Annotated in this window: 18 protein-coding genes; 3 read left to right on the forward strand and 15 right to left on the reverse strand. The window is 73.6% G+C overall.

What is annotated here, in order from left to right; genetic code table 11:
* Positions 1-58 precede the first annotated feature (58 nt).
* Positions 59-664 (reverse strand): GrpB family protein, encoded by a 606-nt coding sequence (locus BCD49_RS20520; RefSeq protein ID WP_007519023.1) that lies wholly within the window; start codon positions 662-664, stop codon positions 59-61.
* A gap of 182 nt (positions 665-846) precedes the next feature.
* Complete coding sequence (locus BCD49_RS20525; RefSeq protein ID WP_063630164.1) at positions 847-1671, reverse strand: TetR/AcrR family transcriptional regulator; 825 nt, start codon at positions 1669-1671, stop codon at positions 847-849.
* A 442-nt stretch (positions 1672-2113) separates the two neighbouring features.
* Here BCD49_RS20525 and BCD49_RS20530 point away from each other — a divergent pair, with 442 nt between their 5' ends.
* Both BCD49_RS20530 and BCD49_RS20535 read left to right on the forward strand, forming a co-directional pair.
* Positions 2114-3241 carry an ABC transporter ATP-binding protein gene (locus BCD49_RS20530; protein WP_007520214.1) on the forward strand — a complete coding sequence of 376 codons (1128 nt, stop codon included), beginning with the start codon at positions 2114-2116 and terminating at the stop codon, positions 3239-3241.
* Entirely contained in the window at positions 3238-4092 is an 855-nt protein-coding gene (locus BCD49_RS20535) for an ABC transporter permease (protein ID WP_007520212.1), read from the forward strand. The genes BCD49_RS20530 and BCD49_RS20535 overlap by 4 nt, the downstream gene beginning before the upstream one ends.
* Before the next feature lie 51 nt (positions 4093-4143).
* Here BCD49_RS20535 and BCD49_RS20540 read toward each other — a convergent pair whose 3' ends face one another.
* From BCD49_RS20540 to BCD49_RS20575, 8 genes are all read right to left on the reverse strand, one after another.
* Positions 4144-7122 (reverse strand): DEAD/DEAH box helicase, encoded by a 2979-nt coding sequence (locus BCD49_RS20540; RefSeq protein WP_116439418.1) that lies wholly within the window; start codon positions 7120-7122, stop codon positions 4144-4146.
* Positions 7123-7389: 267 nt separating this feature from the next.
* The gene (gene tatC, locus BCD49_RS20545; RefSeq protein WP_007520208.1) at positions 7390-8412 is read right to left on the reverse strand and encodes a twin-arginine translocase subunit TatC; all 1023 of its coding nucleotides are present in this window, start codon (positions 8410-8412) and stop codon (positions 7390-7392) included.
* Between the two features lie 79 nt (positions 8413-8491).
* Entirely contained in the window at positions 8492-8815 is a 324-nt protein-coding gene (tatA, locus tag BCD49_RS20550; protein ID WP_007520206.1) for a Sec-independent protein translocase subunit TatA, read from the reverse strand.
* Between the two features lie 285 nt (positions 8816-9100).
* Positions 9101-9322: a hypothetical protein gene (locus tag BCD49_RS20555; RefSeq protein ID WP_007520204.1), complete on the reverse strand. Its 222-nt coding sequence runs from the start codon at positions 9320-9322 to the stop codon at positions 9101-9103.
* A 26-nt stretch (positions 9323-9348) separates the two neighbouring features.
* Entirely contained in the window at positions 9349-11583 is a 2235-nt protein-coding gene (locus tag BCD49_RS46165; protein WP_071041791.1) for a helix-turn-helix transcriptional regulator, read from the reverse strand.
* A 185-nt stretch (positions 11584-11768) separates the two neighbouring features.
* On the reverse strand, positions 11769-12461 hold the full coding sequence (locus tag BCD49_RS20565) for an FKBP-type peptidyl-prolyl cis-trans isomerase (RefSeq protein ID WP_232794081.1): 693 nt from the start codon (positions 12459-12461) through the stop codon (positions 11769-11771).
* Positions 12462-12858: 397 nt separating this feature from the next.
* Entirely contained in the window at positions 12859-14217 is a 1359-nt protein-coding gene (gene pafA, locus BCD49_RS20570; protein WP_007520641.1) for a Pup--protein ligase, read from the reverse strand.
* Positions 14218-14476: 259 nt separating this feature from the next.
* Positions 14477-15922 carry a hypothetical protein gene (locus BCD49_RS20575; protein WP_198939452.1) on the reverse strand — a complete coding sequence of 482 codons (1446 nt, stop codon included), beginning with the start codon at positions 15920-15922 and terminating at the stop codon, positions 14477-14479.
* Between the two features lie 210 nt (positions 15923-16132).
* Between BCD49_RS20575 and BCD49_RS20580 the strand changes: the two genes are divergently transcribed.
* On the forward strand, positions 16133-16867 hold the full coding sequence (locus BCD49_RS20580) for a dienelactone hydrolase family protein (RefSeq protein ID WP_007519514.1): 735 nt from the start codon (positions 16133-16135) through the stop codon (positions 16865-16867).
* 117 nt (positions 16868-16984) lie between these two features.
* Here the strand turns inward: BCD49_RS20580 and prcA are convergent, their stop codons facing one another.
* The 5 genes from prcA to dop form a co-directional block, all read right to left on the reverse strand.
* A complete protein-coding gene (gene prcA, locus BCD49_RS20585; protein ID WP_007519513.1) occupies positions 16985-17725 on the reverse strand; it encodes a proteasome subunit alpha in 741 nt (246 codons plus the stop codon).
* Position 17726: 1 nt separating this feature from the next.
* On the reverse strand, positions 17727-18554 hold the full coding sequence (prcB, locus tag BCD49_RS20590; RefSeq protein WP_007519511.1) for a proteasome subunit beta: 828 nt from the start codon (positions 18552-18554) through the stop codon (positions 17727-17729).
* Positions 18530-19306 carry an endonuclease VII domain-containing protein gene (locus BCD49_RS20595; RefSeq protein WP_158072956.1) on the reverse strand — a complete coding sequence of 259 codons (777 nt, stop codon included), beginning with the start codon at positions 19304-19306 and terminating at the stop codon, positions 18530-18532. Before BCD49_RS20595 ends, prcB begins: the two co-directional genes overlap by 25 nt.
* 327 nt (positions 19307-19633) lie before the next feature.
* Positions 19634-19852 (reverse strand): ubiquitin-like protein Pup, encoded by a 219-nt coding sequence (locus tag BCD49_RS20600; protein ID WP_007519508.1) that lies wholly within the window; start codon positions 19850-19852, stop codon positions 19634-19636.
* A 520-nt stretch (positions 19853-20372) separates the two neighbouring features.
* Positions 20373-21893 (reverse strand): depupylase/deamidase Dop, encoded by a 1521-nt coding sequence (dop, locus tag BCD49_RS20605; RefSeq protein WP_442960514.1) that lies wholly within the window; start codon positions 21891-21893, stop codon positions 20373-20375.
* Between the last annotated feature and the right edge of the window lie 16 nt (positions 21894-21909).

Raw genomic sequence — 21909 nt, forward strand, 5'->3', positions numbered from 1 at the left:
CGAAGGTGAGCCTCCAAGGGAGTCGCGKCGCGGCCTCCCGGATGGCGAGGGGACGGCGTCAGCCGCGGGGGGCGGGGATCGTCCAGCCGGTCTTCGCGGCCCAGGGGCGGGCGCGGGCGGTGATCTCCTGGATGATGGTGCTCTTGGCCTCGGCGTAGTGCTGCATGCTCGGCCAGTCGAGGGCCGCGAGCGCACGCTTGGCCGCCTCGTAGGCGGTGCGGTCGGCGGGGTCGTGGCGCAGCCAGTCGCGGAACAGCAGGTGGCGGTGCTCCCAGTCGCTGCCCGCGCCGCAGACGTGGATGTGCACGTCCTGTTCGGGGGTCCGGAACATCCAGTGCTCGCCCTGCTCGCGCACCCGCACCACGTAGCCGGTGCGCAGCAGCGGGCCCTCGAAGCTCGCCGCGTCGGCCATGTCGGGGACGCTGACCTGGATGTCGATGATCGGTTTCGCGCCGAGCCCTGGCACCGAGGTMGAGCCGATATGCTCGACCCGCACTGCCGCCTCGCCGAGTGCCCCGACGATCCGCGCCTGTTCGTGCGCGAACTGCTTGACCCATTCGGGGCGGTAGGCGGCGATCACGATCGGCCGCTTCTCCAGCCCGCCGACGAAGATCTCCTCCCGCGGCGTCACCGCCGCCGGGTCCACGCTCGCCACCACGACCATCCCGCACGCCCCCTCAGCACGGCGCGAATCACCCGACTCCGGGTCATCCCGGACCATCTCCCCCGCCACCGGCCCATTCTGCGCCGGACCGCTGGTCTGCGGGCCGTCGGAACAACGACACCCCGGTCCGAGCCCACACCGGGACCGGCCTCGGACCACCCATGGACACGCCACCGGGCGGTCTATTTCGGCCCGCGGGAGCGCAGCAGGACGTCGAGCCCGTCGAGCATGCGGGCGAGGCCGAAGTGGAATTCCCCGTGCAGCTCGTCGGCGACCCCCTCTGGCGGCACGGCCGGGTCGATCTCACCGGAGACCGCGATCGCGTGCAGCGCGGGGAACCGCTCCGGGTCGAGCAACCGGGCGAGTGTCGCGCCGTAGTCACCGTCGTCCGGCCCGTAGGTGCCGGCGCTCGCGGCGGCCGTGACGTCGCTTGTCAGCTGCGCCGCGGACATGGCGTAGCGGGACAGCATCAGGATCGCCGACAGCTTCTCCTGACCAGCCAGCGGCACGCCGGCGAGGGGGGCGACGCCGCGGTCCATCCAGGCCAGCTGGTTGGGCAGGTTCGGCGCGCCGCCGATCTCGATCCGGGTTATCCACGGGTGCGCCAGTGCCCGCTCGTACATACCTCTGGTCCAGGCGTCGAGCCCGGCCCGCCAACCGGCGGCCGGGTCGGTCACCAGCGTCTTCGGCGGCGGGCCGACGGCCTCGTTGAGCATCAGCAGGAGCAGGTCGTCCTTGCTGGCGACGTGTCGGTAAAGCGACATCGTCGTGAAGCCGAGCCGTTCGGCGACCCGGGCCATCGACAGCGCGCCGAGCCCCTCCTCGTCCGCGAGCGCGACCGCCGCCTCGACCAGGCTGTCCAGCCGCAGCGCCGGGCGCGGACCGCGCCGCGGCCGCGCGGGGGCGCCCCACAGCTGCTCGAACGCGCCCGGCGGCCCCCCGGCCGCCGGGGTGCGCCGCTCGCCGCCGCCCACCGGGGCGCCGCCCCCACTCGCATCCCTCGTCATCCCACCGCCCTGTCCACCGACGCCCGTCGACCCACCCGCGCGCCGCGGCGGCCCCGGGGAGGTGCCTGCCTTGAGTGTCGCCTCCCCGACGGCCGGCCACCGAGCTGCCTCGCCATCACCCGTTGACCACCTTCCGACAACTGCGTATAACGTACATCATGTGTACGCCATAAACAGTTTTGGTTCGGCCGGCACACGAGGTGGGCGTAGCCCCACCTCGGGCCGGGTTCCAGGACCCGTGTCCGGGCCACGACACTCCGCCACGATGATCCCGCCGGCCACCGCCGGCGGGCATCCCCACCGCGCGGCGGCACGCGCCAGCCACCGACCCAGCCCCGAACCCCAGCCACCGACTCCCCCGCCATCCGGCCCCACCCGCCAGCCGTCCCGGCCAGAGCCGGCCGGGTGGACGCGGGAGATCCGACCAGAAAGGTCACCGACCATGCCGACCACCCTGGACGCCGGCCGTGAGCCCCCGGCCTCCCCTCTCCCATCGGCGTCCCCGGCGCCTCGTCTCCCGGCGGGCGCCGACGGCGCGGTCATCCGGGTGCGCGGCCTGCGCAAGGCGTTCGGCGCCGTCACCGTGCTCGACGGGGTCGACCTGGACGTCGCCGCGGGCCACGTCCACGCGCTGCTCGGCCCGAACGGCGCCGGCAAGACGACGCTGGTGAGGATCCTCTCGACGCTGCTGCGCGCCGACGCCGGCGAGGCGACGGTCGCCGGCCACGACCTGGCGCGCGCGCCGCGCCGGGTCCGCGAGGTGATCAGCCTGACCGGCCAGCACGCCGCCGTCGACGAGCTGCTCACCGGCGAGGAGAACCTCTGGCTCGCCGCGCGGCTGTTCCGCCTGCCCCGGGCTGTCGCGCGCCGCCGGGTCGCCGAGCTCGTCGACGCGTTCGACCTGGCCGGTTTCGCCCGCCGCCTGGTCAAGACCTACTCCGGTGGCCAGCGCCGCCGCCTCGACCTCGCCGTCGGCCTGGTCAGCGACCCCGAGGTGATCTTCCTGGACGAGCCGACGACCGGCCTGGACCCACGCAGCCGCCAGGGTGTGTGGGACGTCGTCGCCCGCCTCGCGGACGGCGGCGCGACGGTGCTGCTCACGACGCAGTACCTGGAGGAGGCCGACCAGCTCGCCGACCTGGTCTCGGTCCTCGACGGGGGCCGGATCGTCGCCGAGGGCACCCCCACCGCGCTCAAGGCCCGCCTCGGCGCCGAGCGCGCCGAGCTGACGTTCTCCGACGACACGGCATACGCCCGCGCCGTCGCGGTCCTGCGCGCCACCACGCCCGCCGAGGGCGCGCCGCCTGCGCCAGCCACCCCGTCCGGGGTCGTCGGCGGCCCCGGCACCGACGGGGCGGCCCTGGCGGCCGGCGGCGGCGTCGACGCGGACCCGGTCGCCCGCCGGGTCGGCGTGCCCACCGACGGCTCCGCGTCCGCGCTGCGCCACCTGCTCGACGACCTCGACGACCGCGGCATCGAGGTCGCCCGCGTCGAGCTGAGGGTTCCCACCCTCGACGACGTCTTCTTCGCGCTCACCGCCGGTTCCGCCTCTCGGAAGGAAACCCGATGACCACCGCCGTCCCGTCCGGAGTCCCCGCCGGATCGGATTCACCGATCCGGCCGGTCGGCCACCCACGCGCCGCCACCAGGCCGACCCGCTCCGGCGGCGGAACCCCCGCCATGATCGGCCGGAGCCTGCGCCGGCTGCCCCGCCAGCCCGACACGGTGATCATCTCCGTCGCGCTGCCGGTGATGCTGTTGCTGTTGTTCGTCTACGTGTTCGGCGGCGCGCTCGACGCCGCCGGCGGCCGGACCGCCTACCTGACCTACGTCGTCCCGGGGATCATCGTGCTGGCCTCGGGGTGGGGCGCGGCGTCCACGGCGGTCGCCGTCGCCGCCGACATGGCCAACGGGATCATCGACCGGTTCCGGTCGATGCCGGTCCGCGCCCCGGCGGTGCTGACCGGCCACGTCGTCGCGAGCCTCGCCGCCAACGCCGTCGCGACCGCACTGGTCATCGGCATCGCGCTGGGCCTCGGCTTCCGCCCCGACGCCGGCGTCGGGGGCTGGTTCGCCGCGATCGGGGTCGTCGCGTTCTACGTGCTGGCGATCACCTGGGTGTCGGTCGCGCTCGGCCTGCTCGCCGGCAGCCCCGACGCGGCGAACGGGATGACGTTCTTCATCCTGTTCCTGCCCTATGTCAGCAGCGGCTTCGTCGCGACCGACACGATGCCCGGCCCGTTGCGCGCGTTCGCCAACCACCAGCCGCTCACCCCGGTGATCGACACCGTCCGCGGCCTGCTCGTCGGCGGCGGCGCCGACGGCTCGGACGTCGCGGCGGCCCTGGTCTGGTGCGCCGGCATCCTGGCTGTCGGCTACTGCGCCTCCGCCGTCATCTACCGCCGCCGCTCCGCGCGCTGACGGCCGCGGGGAACCGGGGCCGCACAACCCCGGTGTCGAACGACGCTGGAGTCACACGACCATGGAGTAGGCGATGACACCGCGGCGCAGGGCGCTCATCGCCTCGCGGGCGGTGGAGCGCAGGGCCGAGTCGGGCCCGGCCGACTGGGCGATCTGGTCGAGCAGGTCGAGCAGCTGGCGCATCCAGCGGACGAAGTCGCCGGCGGTCAGCTCGGTCGCGTCCTCACCGAGGATCCGTTCCAACGACCGGCCCGACGCCCAGCCGTAGGCCGCGGTGACGAAGCCCAGCTCCGGCGGCCGCAGGAAGGCCAGGCCATGGTCCTGCTCGACGCCGGACAGCTCGGCGTAGATCCGGTGGGTGGCGCCGAGCGCGGTGCGCAGGTCGTCGTCGCCCGGCAGCGCCGGCATGGCCAGGTCGTCGCCGCGCGGCTCGAACACCAGCGACGACACGGCGGCGGCCAGCGCCGCCGGCGTCAGCGGCTCCCACACCCCCCGATCCAGGCAGACCGCGACGATCAGGTCCTGCTCGGTGTAGATCCGGGCGAGGCGCGTGCCCTTCGGGGTGACCGTGTCCCCGTCGAGGTAGCCGAGCTCGGTCAGCGCCGCGCGGACCCGGTCGAACGTGCGGGCGACGGTGTTCGTCCGGCCCTCGACCTTGCGGGCCAGCGCCTCGGTCTCCCGGCGCAGCCGGGCCGCCCGCTCGGCCTTGCGCAGGTGCTCCTCGCGGCGGGGGCAGTCGTGCACCGGGTGGGCCCGCAGCGCGCGGCGCAGCCGGGCGAGCTCCGCGTCGTCGGCCGCGGCGGCGCGGGCTCGCTCCCGCTTGCCCGGCTCGGCGCGCAGCTCCGCGTGGTGCAGGGAGCTCGCGAGGTCACGCCGGGAGCGGGCGTCGCGGGGGTTGAACGTCCGCGGCACCCGCACCCGGCCGAGCGGCTCCACCACGACCGGGAAGTCGATCAGGGACAGCCGCCTGACCTGCCGGTCGGCGGTGAGCACCAGCGGGCGCGGCTCGTCGGTGGACCGGGGGTCGATGGCCACGTCGAGCACGACGGCGAGCCCCATCCGCCGCCCGGCCGGCACCCGGACCACGTCGCCGATACGCAGCCGGGCCAGCGCCTCGRCCGCCTCCGCGCGCCCCCGGGCCGCGCCCTCGCGCGACAGCCGCTTCTCCCGCTCCCGGATGTCCCGGCGGATCTGGTCGTACTCGAGCGCGGAGCCCCGGTCGCACTCGACCTCGGCGGTCAGCTCGTCGAGCGCCGACTGGTTGCGCCGCACCTGCCGCGCCAGCCCGACCACCGCCCGGTCGGCCTGGAACTGGGCGAACGACGACTCCAGCACCGTGCGGGCACGCTCGGCGCCGAGCCGGCCGACCAGGTTGACGGCCATGTTGTAGGACGGGCGGAACGACGAGCGCAGCGGGTAGGTCCGGGTCGAGGCGAGCCCCGCGACCGCCAGCGGGTCCAGCCCCGACTGCCAGAGCACCACCGCGTGGCCCTCGATGTCGATGCCGCGCCGGCCGGCGCGGCCGGTGAGCTGGGTGTACTCGCCGGGGGTGATGTCGGCACGGGCCTGGCCGTTGAACTTCGACAGCCGTTCGAGGACGACGGTGCGCGCGGGCATGTTGATGCCGAGCGCGAGCGTCTCGGTGGCGAACACGGCGCGGACCAGGCCGCGGACGAACAGCTCCTCGACGACCTCCTTGAACACCGGCAGCATCCCGGCGTGGTGCGCGGCCAGACCCCGCTCCAGCCCGTCGAGCCACTCCCAGTAGCCGAGGACGCGCAGGTCGCCGTCGGGGATCCCGGCGGTGCGGGCCCGCACGTGGGCGCGGATCTCGGCGGACTGCTCGGACGTCGTCAGCCGCAGCCCGGCGGCCGCGCAGGCCGCCACCGCCGCGTCGCAGCCGACCCGGCTGAAGACGAAGGTGATCGCGGGCAGCAGGCCGTCACGGTCGAGCCGTTCGATCACCTGCGGGCGGCTCGGCCCCCAGGGGCGCCGCCGCGGCCGGCCACCGGGGCCGGGCCGGCCGGAGCGCGACCAGTCGGGCCCCGAACTCTCCAGCCGGGCCAGCCGCAGCAGCTCCGGGTTGACCGGCCGCCCGTCCGAGGCCACCACCCGGTCGTCGCTCTCGGCCGTCCCGTTCGGCCGGCTGCCCGTCGCCGTCAGGTCGTCGCGGCCTCCCCCGCCGGCACCACCGGAGCGGGCCGGCCGGTCGGCGCGGCCGCCGCGGGCCTGCCGCCCAGGGGGGCCGGCCCGTCCCGGCCGCTCGCCGCGCGCGCCGTCCCGGGGGCGGTCCCGCTGGCCGGGAAGGGCGCTGGGACCGGTGGCGGCGGGTTCGAGCGCGCGCGGGCCCCCGCGGACGTCACCGAGCGTGGCCGCGTCCTCGACGAACAGGTCGTAGAGCGTTCGGTCGGCCAGGACGTGCTGCCACAGCGGCACCGGCCGGTGCTCGGAGACGATCACCCTGGTGTGGCCGCGGACGGTGACCAGCCACTGGGCGAACTCCTCGGCGTTGCTCACCGTCGCCGACAGCGACACCAGCTGGACGTGCGCCGGCAGGTGGATGATCACCTCTTCCCAGACGGCGCCGCGCTGCCGGTCGGCGAGGTAGTGGACCTCGTCCATGACGACGTAGGCGAGATCGTCGAAGCGGTGACTGCCCGCCGCGGAGGCGTAGAGCATGTTGCGCAGCACCTCGGTGGTCATGACCACCACCGGCGCGTCGCCGTTGCGGGAGGTGTCCCCGGTCAGCAGGCCGACGTTGGCCGCGCCGTGGGCCGCGACCAGGTCGGCGTACTTCTGGTTCGACAACGCCTTGATCGGCGTGGTGTAGAAGCAGCGCCGCCCGCCGCGCAGCGCGAGGAAGGCGGCGAACTCGCCGACGATCGTCTTGCCGGCGCCCGTCGGCGCGGCGACGAGCACCCCCTCGCCAGCGGCGAGGGCCTCACAGCCCTCGATCTGGAAGGGGTCGAGGGCGAACGGGTAGCGCGCCGCGAACTCGGCCAGCGCCACCGCCGGGTCGGCGACCGCCACCCCGACGGGTCCCTGTTCGGCCTCCGCCTCGAGCTCCAGCGTCAGCTCGCCGTCCACCTCGGCTGCCGGCTCGTCGTCCGGCGCCGGCAGGACCGGCCGCGGGCCGGTCTCGCTGCTGGCGAGCTCCGCGGTGTGGGAGAAGTCGACATCCTCACCCGGCTCGGGTCGCTGGGCGGTCACGTCTTCAGGTTACGGGACCGGTCCGACACCCCCGCCTGGCCGCCGGACGGCGTGGTCCCCGGCCGGTCGGCAGGGGACGCCGGACGGTCAGGTAACGTCGCCGCCCGCGGAGCCGGCCGAGTCGGCCGGGCCGACCTGGGCGAGCGCGGCGAGCTGCTTGCGCGCCTTGCGGCCGGCGCGGCCCTCCTGCTGGGCCTGCTCCGTGAGCGTCGCCAGGCGGCGCGCCTCGCCGGAGTCGTCGAAGTCCAGCGGCGTGGCCGCGTCGTCGTCGAACTCCGCGTAGGCGGACGTGTCCCCGCGCAGCTTCTTGCGCCGGTCGTTGAGCCAACCGATGAACAGCGCCACCTCGTACAGCAGGATCATCGGCAGGCCGAGCGCCAGCATCGTGAACGGGTCCTGGCTCGGCGTCACGATCGCCGCGAACACGAAGGTCAGGAAGATCTCGGCCCGCCGCCACGACCGCAGCCGCTTCGTGGTCACCAGCCCGGCCAGGTTGAGCAGGCAGATCAGCAGCGGGACCTCGAACGAGATGCCGAAGATGAGCAGCATCGCGATCACATAGCTGAGGTACTTCTCCGCGGACAGGAGGCTGACCAGGTGCTCGCCGCCGAAGCCGAGCAGCAGCCTGAGCCCGGTCTCCAGCGTCAGGTACGCGAAGACCCCGCCGACCGCGAACAGCACCAGCGAGATGGACACGAACGTCAGCGACCAGCGCCGCTCGTGCTGGTGCAGGCCCGGCGTGATGAACGACCAGAGCTGGTAGAGCCAGACGGGCGCGGAGAGCACCGCGGCCGCGATCGCGGCCACCTTCAGCTCGATCATGAAGGCGCCGGTGATGTCGAAGAAGTACAGCTGGCAGTTCGCGCCGGCCTGCTGCGCGCGCAGCTTCGCCGGCAGGTCGCAGTACGGCCCCGTCAGCCAGTGCATGATCGTGTTCTTGAAGACGAAGGCCACGACCAGGGCGGCGAGGAACGCCAGCAGCGACTTGAACAGCCGGTTGCGCAGCTCACGCAGATGCTCGGTGAGCGGCATCCGGCTGTCCTCGACCGTGCGGGTACGCCGGTCGTTGACGGACGAGGCGATGCGCCGCGGCGTGGGGATGCCAGGCACGTTCGGGGCCGCTCCTGCTAGGTCTGTCGGGCTGCTGGGTCCGTCGGGAGGCCGGGCGCGGCGGCCCGCCCATGGTCGGTCAGTGCTGCTGCTGGGCCTCGACCGGGCCGGCGCCGTTGGTCGACGAGGCCGGCGTGGCGGCGTCGCGCTCGAGCTCCGCGACCCGCTTGCGCAGCGCGTCGACCTCCGAGGTCTCCAGCTCGGCCCTCGGGGTGGCGACCGGCTGCGGCGACGGCGCCGGGGTCGGCGTCGCGTCGTCCTCGCGCAGGCCCTTGGTCTCCGCCTTGAAGATCCGCAGCGAGCGGCCGAGCGACCGCGAGGCCTCAGGCAGCTTCTTCGCCCCGAACAGCACCAGCACGACGATCGCGATGATAATGATCTCGGTCGTACCCAGGTTCGGCATGGCAGACGTCCTCCGGTGTCCGATGACCGGTGCGGCGACCGGTGCGAGCCTGATGCTACGACGGAAGCATAGGTCGGAACAGACAACAGCGAGGTAACCCGCAGGTGACGTAATGCGCCTACACCCGTGTCTACCTGCATCTCCCGGCACACCGGGTCACCTGACCGGCCCCGTTTTTTGTTGTTTCGGGCCGTCGGGACGCGTGCCACCCACCGGAATCCGCCGCCAGAGCCGGGACGACCAGGCCGAATCCTCGAGCCCGGCCCGACAGCCCGGTCAGGCCGGTCAGCTCGCGGAGGACCGCTCGGCGAGCCGAGCCGTCACCTCGGCCGAGTCGATCCGGGCAGCCAGGGCAGAGGTCTCGGCCGACAGGCCGGACACCTGCTCCTTGAGCTCACCGGCCGTGGACCGCGCCACGCCGATCTTGCGCCACACGGCCAGCGCGCACAGCACGAGCAGCAGCAGCGACCCGACGATCAGGGCGACGTCGACCAGAACCCACCGCATGACCGATGACCCTACCGTCCCGCCCGTCAGGACGAGGGCGCGTCGTAGGCCGTGAGGGCCTTGGCCGCGGCGTCGTGGATCTCGGTGACGAGGGTGGGCGGCCCGACGACCCTGGCGTCGCCGCCCAGGCCGAGCAGCAGGCGGCGCAGCCACGCCGTCCCGGTGGCGTACAGCGTCATGCGCAGCCCGCCGCCGGGCAGCTCGGCGGTCGACTCGACCGGGTAGTGGTCGGCCGCCCAGCGGGCGGCGGCGGACAGGTCGACGACGGCGAGCAGGTCCCCGGGGCCCGGGGCGAACACCCCGGCGCTCAGGTCGCGGACGGCGGCGTCCGGCGGCGGGGCAGCCCGCTCGTCCAGCACGCGCACCCCGGCGGCGCCCCCGACGATCGAGTCGAGGCGGAACATCCGMACCGCCTCGGCGCGGTGGCACCAGCCCTCCAGGTACCAGTGCCCGTCCATCGACAGCAGCCGCATCGGGTCGACGTCGCGCTCGGTGAGCTCGTCGCGCGACCAGACCAGGTAGCGCAGATGCACCCGGCGCCGCTCCCGCAGCGCGCGCTGCAGCACGGTGAGCACCTCGTTCGGCGGGTCGAGCTGGACGCCGACCCGCTCGGCGGGACGGCTGCCGATCGCCGCCTCGATCCGCTCGACCGCCCGTTCCAGCGCCGCCCGGCCGGCGAGTCCCGGCAGGTCGGCGAGTGCCCGCGCGGCGACGACCAGGGCGGTCGCCTCGTCCACGGTCAGGCGCAGCGGCCGGTCCAGGGTCTGCGGGTCGACGACCGTGATCTGCCCGCCCTCGTAGCTGATGTCGATCAGGTCACCGGGTGCGCCGCCGGGCAGGCCGCAGATGAACAGCAGGTCCAGGTCGTCGCGCAGCTGGCGGGCGGTGATCCCGAACGCCTCGGCGGCGGCGTCCACGGAGACGCCCGGCCGCGCGCGCAGCCATGGCACCAGCGCCAGCAGGCGGGAGAGCCGGTCGTCCGACGGCGCCTCGCCGGGCGCCCGCCCGGTCGTCCGGACCGGCGCCGGCCCGTCGGCGCGCCGGCGCCCGCCATCGCCGCCGCCCGCGGCAGGGGCTGGAGCGCCGCCGCTGGCCGAGTCCGTGGTACCTGCCGCACCGGCGGCGGGCGGGGACGCGGCCGAGGCGGCCGCGCCGTCGGCGGCGGCGCGCAGCCTGCGGACGACCTCGGCGCGCACGTCCGGCGGGTCCAGGGCGACGACGTCGGCGCCGTAGCCGGCCACCCAGCGAGCCATCCGCTCGACGTCGGCGAAGCCGATCCGCAACACGTCCATGTCCGCGCCGACCCCTGGCCACACCCCGGCGGCCTCCCCCGCCGCGGGCGGCGTGCCGGACTCGGCGGGGGCGCCGGCCGGGTCCGGCGCCGCGACGGGGCGGCCGCGGCGGCGCAGCGCGTGGCCGGCGCCGACCCGGACCGCCAGCGTCGCGGTGCGCACCCGGTCCGGCACGGAGGACGAGGACTTCGTCACCATCGCCCGCAGGTCGACGCCCGCCGGCACGGCCACCGCGCCCGCCGGGCCGACCGGGCGCACCGGCCCCGTCACCCGGGACAGGCGGAACACCCGGGGCGCGCCGCGTCGGCGGTCATGCCCGGCCAGATACCAGCGGCCACGCCAGGACAGCACGCCCCACGGCTCGACGAGGCGCTCCGCCGGTTCGGCGTCGCCCGGCTTGCGGTACGGGAAGCGCACCGCGCGTCGTTCCCGCACGGCCGCCAGGCACGGCTCGAACGCCGCCTCTGCGGCGTCGACGCGCGGCTCGAGCCCGTCGAGGCCGAACAGCTCCGCCGGCCCCGGCGCGCCGGCCGGTGCGCCGGGGTCGGCGCCGCGTGGACCGGGACCCAGGCCGGGGCTGGTGGCGGCTCCCCCAGCGGCGAGCTTGCGCAGCGCGCTCGCCGCCGGCGCCGCCAGCGAGGCGGTCGACCACAGCCGGGTGGCGAGCGCCAGCGCCGCCGCCTCGTCCGGGGTCAGCCGGATCTCGGGCAGCGCGTAGTCGTCGCGGCGGATCCGGTACCCGACCTCGTCACCGTAGGAGTCCGCCCCGGTCTCCAGCGGGATGCCCAGGTCGCGCAGGTACTGCTTGTCCCGCTCGAACATCCGGCGGAACGCCTCGTGCTCGTCACCGTCGCGTCCCGGCTCGTAGCCCTCGACCATGTCGCCGATCTCGGACACGGTCAGGAACCTCGACGTCGCCATCAGGCACATCGTCAGGTTGAGCAGCCGCTCCAGCCGTCGACGGGACACACCCCGTGAGGTTATCCGCCGTCAGGGCAACCGGGACGCGAGGCCGCACAACAGTTCGACTCGCGCCCGCCGCGGACACGCATGCGGCCACATTCTGGGGTCAGTTGTGGCCGGGTGGGGACCACGATGGCTGGCCGATGGGCGATGGTTGGCGACCCGGTTGGACCCGCCGCGACGGACCGGTCTCAGCTGCTCGCCGCCGGGTCGGGCGACGCGGTCGCGCCCGCGGCCCCCGCGGCCTCCAGGTTGAGCAGGTCGACGACGAACACGATCGTGTCGTCGACCTTGATCGGACCGTTGCCACCCTGCGGGCCGTAGCCCAGCGCGGGCGGGATGACGATCAGCCGTCGGCCGCCGACCCGCATGCCCTCGACGCCGTCCTTGAGGCTGCCGCCGATGCCCTGCGCGAAGCCGGCGATGACCTGGCCCAGCGGGAACGTCGCCGGCTGCGACTGGTCCCATGAGGCGTCGAACTTCTCGCCGGTGTTCCACAGGGTGCCGATGTAGTTGACCGTCACGGTGCTGTCGAGGCCCGCCTGCGTGCCCTGGCCGACGACCAGGTCCTTCACGGTCAGCGCCGTGGGCGGCAGGCCCGCGCCGGCGCCGACGGCCGGCTCGACCGTCAGGTTCGTCGGGTTGCCCACGACCGGCAGCACGGTCGGCGCCTCGGTCACGGGTGCCTTCGTCGTCACCGGTGCCGCGGCGGTGCCGTCGGGGGCGCTGCCCGCGCTGCACCCGGCCACGGCCGCGCCCAGCAGCACCACCGCGATGGCGCCGCCGACGACGGCCCGCCGACCGCGCCCCCGACCGGCGGAACCGGCCGCGGCCGCCGGGGACACGCATGGAGGGGTGGGCACGGAGCGAAGACTCGTCGTCACGGGAGAGCGCGTCCTTACGGGGTGGCAGCGGATGGGGCGGACGATCCGCCGGCGCGCCTCTCGACGAGGCGACGGGGGTGCCGGCGAGATCCACACGCATCCTTGCAGAGCCCTGATCCCCTTCGCCACCACCGCCCCGCACCCAAAATCGCCAGGCCACCGCCCCCACAACGCTCCCCCGCCGGAACCGCCCCGACGCCATCCGGATCAGCTGTCCATCTGACCCGACCACCGGCAGCGACGGCGCATCAGCGCAGCCCCAACCCAGCCATCTCGTCTACCCGGGCCCAGCCCCACCACCGCCATGCGCCTGGATCCGGAACCAGGCAGCGAGGGCGCTCAGCGCCCGAGGGCGCCGCCCGGTTGCGGGCGCGGAGCGTCCGGCAACGGGAGCGCCTCACATGCTGGCGATCAGCTTGTCCACGCGGTCGTCGACGGAGCGGAACGGGTCCTTGCACAGGACCGTGCGCTGGGCCTGGTCGTTGAGCTTCAGGTGCACCCAGTCGACGGTGAAGTCGCGGCGCTTCTCCTGCGCCCGCTTGATGAACTCCCCGCGCAGCCGCGCCCGGGTGGTCTGCGGCGGCTTCGACTTCGCCTCGAAGACGTCGAGGTCACGGGTGACCCGCTCGACCAGGCCCGCCTTCTCCATCCGGTAGTACAGCCCGCGGTCGCGGTGGATGTCGTGGTACTTCAGGTCGAGCTCGGCGACCCGCGGCGAGGCCAGCGACACGTCGTGGCGGGCGCGGAAGCGGTCGATCAGGACGTACTTCGTCACCCAGTCGATCTCGCGGGCGACCAGCTCCAGGTCGTCGGTCTCGATCGCCAGCAGGGTGCGGCCCCACAGGTCGAGCACCCGCTTCGCGACCGCGTCGCCGCCGCGGCGGTCGACGAACTCCACCGCCTTGGCGTAGTACTCCCGCTGGATGTCGAGCGCGCTGACCTCCCGACCGTTCGCCAGCCGGATCTTGCGCTGGCAGGTCATGTCGTGGCTGACCTCGCGGATGGCGCGGATCGGGTTCTCCAGCGTCATGTCACGCAGCACGACGCCCGCCTCGACCATGCGCAGCACCAGGTCCGTCGCGCCGACCTTGAGCAGCATCGTCGTCTCGGACATGTTCGAGTCGCCGACGATGACGTGCAGCCGGCGGAAACGCTCGGCGTCCGCGTGCGGCTCGTCGCGGGTGTTGATGATCGGGCGCGACCGGGTCGTCGCGCTCGACACCGACTCCCAGATGTGCTCGGCACGCTGGGAGATGCAGTACACGGCGCCACGCGGCGTCTGCAGCACCTTGCCGGCCCCACAGAGGATCTGGCGGCTCACCAGGAACGGGACGAGCACGTCGGCGAGCCGGGAGAACTCGCCGTGCCGGCCGACCAGGTAGTTCTCGTGGCAGCCGTAGCTGTTGCCCGCCGAGTCGGTGTTGTTCTTGAACAGGTGGATGTCGCCGGCGATGCCCTCCTCGCGCAGCCGTCGCTCGGCCTCCACGAGCAGGCCCTCCAAAATGCGCTCCCCGGCCTTGTCATGGGTGACGAGGTCCGGCACGGAGTCACATTCCGGGGTGGCGTACTCGGGATGACTACCCACATCCAGGTACAGGCGCGCCCCGTTCTTCAGGAAGACGTTGCTGCTGCGGCCCCAGGACACGACCCGTCGGAACAGGTAGCGGGCCACCTCGTCCGGGCTCAGCCGCCGCTGGCCGCGGAACACGCAGGTGACGCCGTACTCGTTCTCCAGGCCGAAGATGCGGCGATCCACACTTCGACCCTATGCGCGTCGCGGTCTCCGCGCGGCCGGACGCACGTGCCAGCCCCCGGAATTCGTCCCACCGGACCGCCTGACGTCACGAAACGTCAGAAAACTCTTCATTCCGGCTACACCCGGCGACGAATGCCACCGTCCGCCCGAGGACGGCCGACAGGTCGCCGATCCGCCGGCGGCCCGGCGGCGGCCCGGCGTCCCCCGCCGGCGGCCCGCGCGGCCGGCGGCGACCGCCGGATGCGCCCATCTCCGGCGGTCAGCGGTCAGCGGGGCCGACGGGCGGCGGCGCGGTCCGCGCCGGGCCCTCCGTCCCGGCCCACACCCCCGACGCCGGCGCGGGCACGACCGGTGGCGTCGCCGTGCCGGGAACCGGCAGCGGGATGCCGGGAAAGCCGACCGCCTCGTCGTCGTCCTCGTCCGGCGTCTCGGCACGCCGGGTGCCGCCGAGCCAGCCACGGGTGTCGCCGACCATGACCAGGGCGATCCCGAGCGCCGCCCACACCGTCAGCACCGCCGCCGGGTCGCCGCCGCCCGCCCCCCGGAAGTACGCCGCGGAACGCAGCAGCGTCACCCCGGCGCCCGGTGGGGTCAACTGCCCGAGGCCACCCCACGGCGCCGGCATCATCTCCGGCGCCGACGACCACGCCGACAGCGCCGCCGCGACCACGAAGAACACGAACCCGCCGGTGAGGCCCAGCGTCCCCGCCCTGGCGCCCAGCCCCAGCACCGTGCCAGCGACCGCCAGCGCCAGCAGCGTCAGGACCCCGGCCGCGGCCAGATACGAGCCGGGCAGCACGTCCAGGCCGTAGCGCAGCGCCGCCGCCCCGGACACCCCCGTCGCCACCGCCAGGCCGACGAGCCCCGCGAGCCGCGCGCCACGGCGCGGCGCCGCCCGCGCGAGCAGCACCCCGCCCGCCGCGACCACCAGGACCAGCGGCAGGTAGCCGGCGGACAGCCCGCCGCCGACGTGGTCGGCCGGCGCGTTCGGCACCACGTCCACCACCGGGATCTCGGCGTTCGGCGCCACCTGGGTGATCCCGTGCTGCATCGCCTCCGACACCGCCGGGCTCGCCGCCGACGCGACGTGCAGGGACAGCCCGCTCGGCCCGATCACGAACGCCGCATACGCCTCCCGGGCCCGCAGCGCCGCGTCGGCGGCGTCGCCGTCGGYGACCACCCGCACCCGCAGCGCGCCCGGCTCGGTGTCCGACAGCTGCTCGGCCAGGACCCTCGCAGCGTCGGCCGGGCCGGCCGCCAGCACCGGCAGGGCACGCGGGCGCAGGCTGGTGACGGTCCACCCGTACAGACTCGTCAGCACCCCCACCAGCACCGCCATGCCGGCGACGAGCACGACCAGCCGCCGCACCTGTCCCCCACGGCCGCCGGCGACCCGCGCCGCCGGGTCCGCGCCGTACGCCCCGTACGCCCCGTACGCGACCGTGTCCGGCCCGGGCTGGGCCGCCCTCGCCGGCTCCGGCGTGGCCCAGGCCTGCTCCGCGCGCGGGCCCCGGGGGCCCGTGCCCCGGCCGCGGACGCCACCAGGCCCGGTGGTCCTGCCAGGCGCGCGGTGCCGCGGACCGCCGCGGCCACCGTCCGGGCCGGAGGCCGGCTCCCGCTCGCCACCCCCGCCGGGGCCGTTCCCCTCGCCCATCAGCACCCGGCCCCTCCCGCCCGCGGCACGCCCGCCCTGGCAGGCACCCACCGCCCTCACCGTCCGCTACCGTCCGCGCAGATCCTGTGGCAGTCGGCGCACGCACGCACGCGCCTCGCCGCGTGTCGCCCCGAACCGGCGGCAGAGTCCCGACAGATGGTCGGAAAGCGATCCGACGCCCCGACGCGGCCCCGACCCGCCCATGCCCGGCGGGCGCCACGCGGGACGCGGTCGTCCCCGCGGGCCGGGGACGATAGGGGCATGACCCATGCCCACAGCACGCCCACCGAGGTAGCGACCCCCGGTGGCGCGCCACTGACCGTCTGCGCGCCCGCCGGGGCACCGCGCGGCGGCGTCGTCGTCATCCAGGACGCCCGCGGCATCACGCCGTACCTGAGCTCCGTCTGCGCCCGGCTCGCCGCCGCCGGCTGGCTCGCCGCCGCGCCGCACCTGTACCACCGGCAGGGGATCGCGCAGACCCCCGCGGAGGGCGGCTGGGCGACCGCCGCTACCGACATGCTCGCGTTCACCGGCGAGGGCATCGCCGCCGACGTCGACGCGGCCCTGGCCTACCTGGGCGAGGCCGGCGTCGCCGAGGACAACCGCGCGATCATCGGCTTCTGCATGGGCGGCACCGTCGCGCTCGCCACCGCCGCCCGCGCACCGCTCGCCGCCGCGGTCTCGTTCTACGGTGGCGCGGTCACCACCCCCTACTGGGACGGCGTCGCGCCGCTCGTCGAACTCGCCCCGTCGCTGCGCGCCCCTTGGCTCGGCCTCTACGGCGAACAGGACGCGCTGATCACGCTGGCGGAGATCAACGCGCTGCGGGCGGCCGCGGCGGGGGCGGCGAGCCCCACCGAACTCGTCAGCTATCCCGGCGCCGGCCATGCCTTCCACAGCGACGACCGGGCCGCCGTCTACCGCCCCGAGGCCGCCGCCGACGCCTGGTCGCGCACCCTCGCCTTCCTCGACCAGCACGCCGCCCAGGCGGCGTAACCGAGGCGGCGTAGCCGAGGCGGCCCGACCCCGACGGCCGACGCCGACGACAGACGCCAAAAAGAATCCCCGCCGGTCCACGGACGCGGACCGGCGGGGATCTCCTCGCAGACGCCGTCAGGCCGGGCTCTCGGCCGTCTCCGCGAGCAGGCCCTCGAGCTGGGCGCCCACGATGCGCTTGAACTGGCGGCGCGCCCGGGTGCGGTCGAGCACCGCCACCTCCAGGTTGGCCGACGTGAGCACCCGCTCGCCGTTGCCCGCCGCCGCACCGGGGCCGGGCTGGACGCTGGCGGTAAGCGCCGTCACCGCGACCCGCAACGTCGCCGCCAGCGGCTGGCCGGCGGTGTGGTGCTCACGCAGCGACGTGTTCACCTGCTCGGACTGGCCGCCGATCGCCACGAAACCCCGCTCGTCGGCGATCGAGCCGTCGTAGGTCAGCCGGTAGATCTGGTCCGACTCCGGCGTCTGCCCGACCTCCGCGACGACGATCTCCACCTCGTACGGCTTGACCGACTCCGTGAAGATGGCGCCGAGGGTCTGCGCGTAGGCGTTCGCCAGCGCCCGGCCTGTCACGTCCCGCCGGTCGTAGGTGTAACCCTTCATGTCGGTCAGCCGGATCCCGGCCGTCCGCAGGTTCTCGAACTCGTTGTACTTGCCGACCGCGGCGAACGCGATCCGGTCGTACACCTCGCTGATCTTGTGCAGCGTCGTGGACGGGTTCTCGGCCACGAACAGGATGCCGTCCGCATAGGTGACGATCACGACGCTGCGGCCTCGAGCGATGCCCTTACGGGCGTACTCGGACTTGTCCCGGACCCACTGCTCCGGGCTTGCGTAGCCGCCGAACGGCATGGTCACGTCATCCTCCAGGGTTCGTCATGCGGTCGGCGACGAGGGCATCCACCACGGCCCCCACCTCCTCGTCGGCGTACCGCCGGAACCCGTCGGCCGTGACGGACGCGACCACCGGGAAGATCCGCCGGGCCATGTCCGGCCCACCGGTAGCCGAGTCGTCGTCCGCCGCATCGTAGAGCGCCTCCAGGCTGATCCGGACGGCGCGTTCCTCCGACAGGTCATTCTTGTAGAGCTTCTTCAGCGCGCCCCTGGCGAACAGCGAGCCGGAGCCGATCGAGTGGAAGCCCTTCTCCTCCGACCGGGCCGCCGCGATGTCGTAGGAGAAGATCCGCCCGGCGCCGCTGTCCAGGTCGTAACCGGCGAACAGCGGGACCACCGCCAGGCCCTGCAGGGCCATCGGCAGGTTGCCCTTGACCATGAAGCCGAGCCGGTTCGCCTTCGCGTCCAGGCTGAGAACCGCGCCCTCGATCTTCTCGTAGTGCTCCAGCTCGACCTGGAACAGCTTCACCAGGTCCGCGCCCACGCCCGCGGTGCCGGCGTAGCCGACCGCCGAGTACTCGTCGGCGTGGAACACCTTCTCCACGTCCCTGGTCGCGATCAGGTTTCCCTGGGTCGCCCGGCGGTCACCGGCCATGATCACGCCGCCGGGGAAGGTCACCGCCACGATCGTCGTCCCGTGCGCCACCTCGATCGCCGGCCCCGGCAGCTGTTGCCGGTTGCCGGGCAGCAGGTCTGGCGACGCGAGCGACAGGAACTCGGTGAACGACGATGTTCCCGGCATCATGAACACGGACGGTAGACGCCCAGCTACACCACTAGTTGGATCCGGCACGCATCCCCCTTCAAATAGTTCGCCGCCAGCAGCAGGCGGTTCGGGTCGTCCCCGAAGTTGCCCATCCCGGTGTTGCAGGTGAAGCACAAGATGCCACGGATCCTGCCGGACGCGTGGTCGTGGTCCACGTGTTCCGCCGGACGAATCCGACAGACGGCACACACGCCGCCCTGGGAGGCCAGCAGAGCCCCGACCTGGCTGACGGTCAGGCCGTGCCGGTTGGCGATGTCGCGGCCACCGCCGTCAGCCTCGTCGCACGTCGCGCAGCAGGGCTGACGACCATCACTCCCGTCCTCGAGCCGCTCACTACGCCGCACAGCGAAGTCCGCGAACGGCCGCCGTTTCGCGCAGGAGACGCAGACCTGGAAGCCCTGCGCCGCCAGCGACGGCGAGCTCTGGTGACGGTGGCGTCTGAGGTACCGGACCGCCAGCCGCAGCCGGGCCTCGTCGTCGCCGAAGTTCCCCAGCCCAACGTTGCAGGTGAAGCACAGCACGCCCCGGACCCAGCCCGCACGGTGGTCGTGATCCACGTGCACAGCCGGCCGCTCCCGGCAGATCGCGCACAGGCCACCCTGCCGAGCCACCATCGCCGCGAGGTCCTGCTCCGACATGCGGTATCGACTTCGAAGCGCCCGGCCTCGAGTGCTGCCGTGCAGACGCTGGTCGCTCGCGTACCCACGGGCGTTGTTGCACGGCCGGCAGTAGGTGTGCAGGCCGTCCGAGCGCGTCTTGCCCGCCGCGAAGCTGGACACGGCCTTGGTCTCTCCGCAGTCAGGACAGACCTTGAAACCGGGCGACGCCGGGCGCATCGTTCGCCGGAGATCGGTTAGGTCGCCTTCCTTCCTCCGGTAGTACCGCTCTCGGTTGCGCCGCCGAAAACATTCGATGCAGGAGCTGTGCTTGCCATCCCTGCTCTTCCGGTCTGCATGGAACTGGTCCGCCGGCTTCTCGACCCCACAGTCCCGACACATCTTTATGATCATGGGACATAGCTACAGCGGGACCGTGACCAGCGCAAACAGCTCTAGCGCATCCAGACTTGACGGACAGCCATCGAGCCCGATATGGTGAGAAGTTTGCTACTGACCGCCCTTCTGGACATAACCGCGGACAAACTCCTCGGCGTTTTCCTCGAGAACGTCGTCGATCTCGTCGAGGAGCGAGTCGACGTCTTCGGACAGCTTCTCGTGGCGTTCCTTCAGGTCTGAGGCGGAACGCTCCTCTACCTCGACCTCTTCGATGTCGTCGTCGCGCCTGGTGCCGTGGGTCTGGCCCCCGCTGGTGTCCTTGCTCGGCATGACTGCCTCCTGTCGTCGCGGCCGGCGCGCGTGCGCCGCCCGTCCATACCGGCGCCGCCGTCCAAACCCTGCCTGGCCCGTGTTCGGGGACCAGGCCGGCGTCTGGCGAGCTGTCCGCACCGGCTGTACCGATGGCCAGTCATGTCGTCGACCAGCCCGGGCCTCGTCGCCTGCGATCACACTATCCCGGTCCACCGACTGGTTTCGGCGGATCGAGAGAGCATCACTCCACCACGAACGTCGGCCTCCGTCCGGACGTCCGCCCTCAGCGCAACGTGGGCTACCCATTCCCGGCCGCGCCCATTCGGCCACGTCACGGCCTCGCCAGGGCGTCGCGTGGCCCGCCGGAGCGCACAGGCGGCGCTGTCGTCACCACCCTGTCACGGCGTGGCCTATCGCGCCCCACAGCGCCTTGGGGCCCTGACGGTGGCCATGGTGATGGTTCCGCGCCCAGAAAGCCGCGAAGCCCCGGGCCGAGGGGCCCGGGGCTCGCGCGGTGATCGATCGGGTGGAGTTGGGGCTACTTGCCGGAGAGGGCGTCGACGAGTTCGGCGGCGGTGCGGCAGCGCTCGAGCAGCGCGCCGACGTGGCTCTTGGTGCCGCGCAGCGGCTCCAGCGTGGGGACGCGTTGCAACGAGTCGCGGCCGATGTCGAAGATGACCGAGTCCCAGCTGGCGGCGGCGACCTGCTGCGGGTACTGCGCGAGGCAGCGGCCGCGGAAGTAGGCCCTGGTGTCCACGGGGGGCTCGGTCATCGCTTCGACGACCTGTTCCTCGGTGACGAGCCGGTCCATCCGGCCGCGGGCTACGAGCCGGTTGTAGAGGCCCTTGTCGKGGCGGACGTCGTGGTACTGCAGGTCGACGAGCTGCAGGCGCGGGTCGTTCCAGGGCAGGTTGTCGCGGGTGCGGTAGCCCTYGGCGATGGAGAGCTTGGCGACCCAGTCGAGCTCGCGGGCGCAGGTCATCGGGTCGTCCTCGAGCCGGGTGAGGACGGACTCCCAGCGGGAGAGGATGTCGACGGTCTGGGCGTCGGCGTCGGTGCCGTAGCGGTCCTCGACATACTTGCGGGCCTGTTCGAGGTACTCCATCTGCAGCTGGATGGCGGTCATCTTCCGCCCGTCGCGCAGGGTGACCTGGTGGCGAAGGCTCGGGTCGTGGGAGACGGCGCGCAGGGCGGCGACGGGCCCGTCGACGGACAGGTCGACGGTGAGCCAGCTGTCCTCGATCATCGACAGGACGAGCGCGGTGGTGCCGACCTTGAGGTAGGTGGCGATCTCGCTCATGTTCGCGTCGCCGATGATGACGTGCAGCCGGCGGTACTTCTCCGGGTCGGCGTGCGGCTCGTCGCGGGTGTTGATGATGGGGCGCTTGAGGGTGGTCTCCAGCCCGACCTCGACCTCGAAGAAGTCGGCGCGCTGGCTGAGCTGGTAGCCGGCGGTGCGGCCGTCGACGCCGACGCCGACGCGGCCGGCGCCGCAGAAGACCTGGCGGGTGACGAAGAACGGGGTGAGGTTGCGGACGATCTCACCGAACGGTGTCGACCGGGCCATGAGGTAGTTCTCGTGGCAGCCGTAGGAGACGCCCTTGTTGTCCGTGTTGTTCTTGTAGAGGTGCACCGGGGCGGTCCCGGGGACGTGCAGGGCCCGGCGCGCGGCCTCGGCCATGACCCGCTCGCCGGACTTGTCCCAGAGCACCACGTCGCGTGGGTTGGTGCACTCGGGGGCGGAGTACTCGGGGTGGGCGTGGTCGACGTAGAACCGGGCGCCGTTGGTCAGGATGACGTTGGCGAGGCCGAGGTCGTCCTCGTTCGCGGGCGCGGAGGGGTCGACGACCGGCTCGCGGGGCATCTCGAAGCCGCGGGCGTCACGCAGCGGGGACTCCTCTTCGAAGTCCCAGCGGGCCCGGCTGCCGCCGCTGGCCACCGCCCGGTTGGCGTAGGAGTTCACCACCAACGACGAGGCGAGCATCTGGTTGGTGTTGGGCTGACCAGGCACCGAGACGCCGTACTCGGTCTCCACACCCATGATCCGGCGAACGCTCACTCTGTCAGCGTAGGCG

The organism is Pseudofrankia sp. EUN1h (genome assembly GCF_001854645.1).
In the GTDB taxonomy this organism is placed as follows: domain Bacteria; phylum Actinomycetota; class Actinomycetes; order Frankiales; family Frankiaceae; genus Pseudofrankia; species Pseudofrankia saprophytica.

Coding starts and splice junctions, on each gene's coding strand:
- BCD49_RS20555 (WP_007520204.1), bottom strand. CDS start 9,322: ATGCGGTGGGTTCTGGTCGACGTCGCCCTGATCGTCGGGTCGCTGCTG.
- BCD49_RS20535 (WP_007520212.1), top strand. CDS start 3,238: ATGACCACCGCCGTCCCGTCCGGAGTCCCCGCCGGATCGGATTCACCG.
- BCD49_RS20530 (WP_007520214.1), top strand. CDS start 2,114: ATGCCGACCACCCTGGACGCCGGCCGTGAGCCCCCGGCCTCCCCTCTC.
- BCD49_RS20580 (WP_007519514.1), top strand. CDS start 16,133: ATGACCCATGCCCACAGCACGCCCACCGAGGTAGCGACCCCCGGTGGC.
- tatA (WP_007520206.1), bottom strand. CDS start 8,815: ATGCCGAACCTGGGTACGACCGAGATCATTATCATCGCGATCGTCGTG.
- BCD49_RS20525 (WP_063630164.1), bottom strand. CDS start 1,671: ATGACGAGGGATGCGAGTGGGGGCGGCGCCCCGGTGGGCGGCGGCGAG.
- BCD49_RS20600 (WP_007519508.1), bottom strand. CDS start 19,852: ATGCCGAGCAAGGACACCAGCGGGGGCCAGACCCACGGCACCAGGCGC.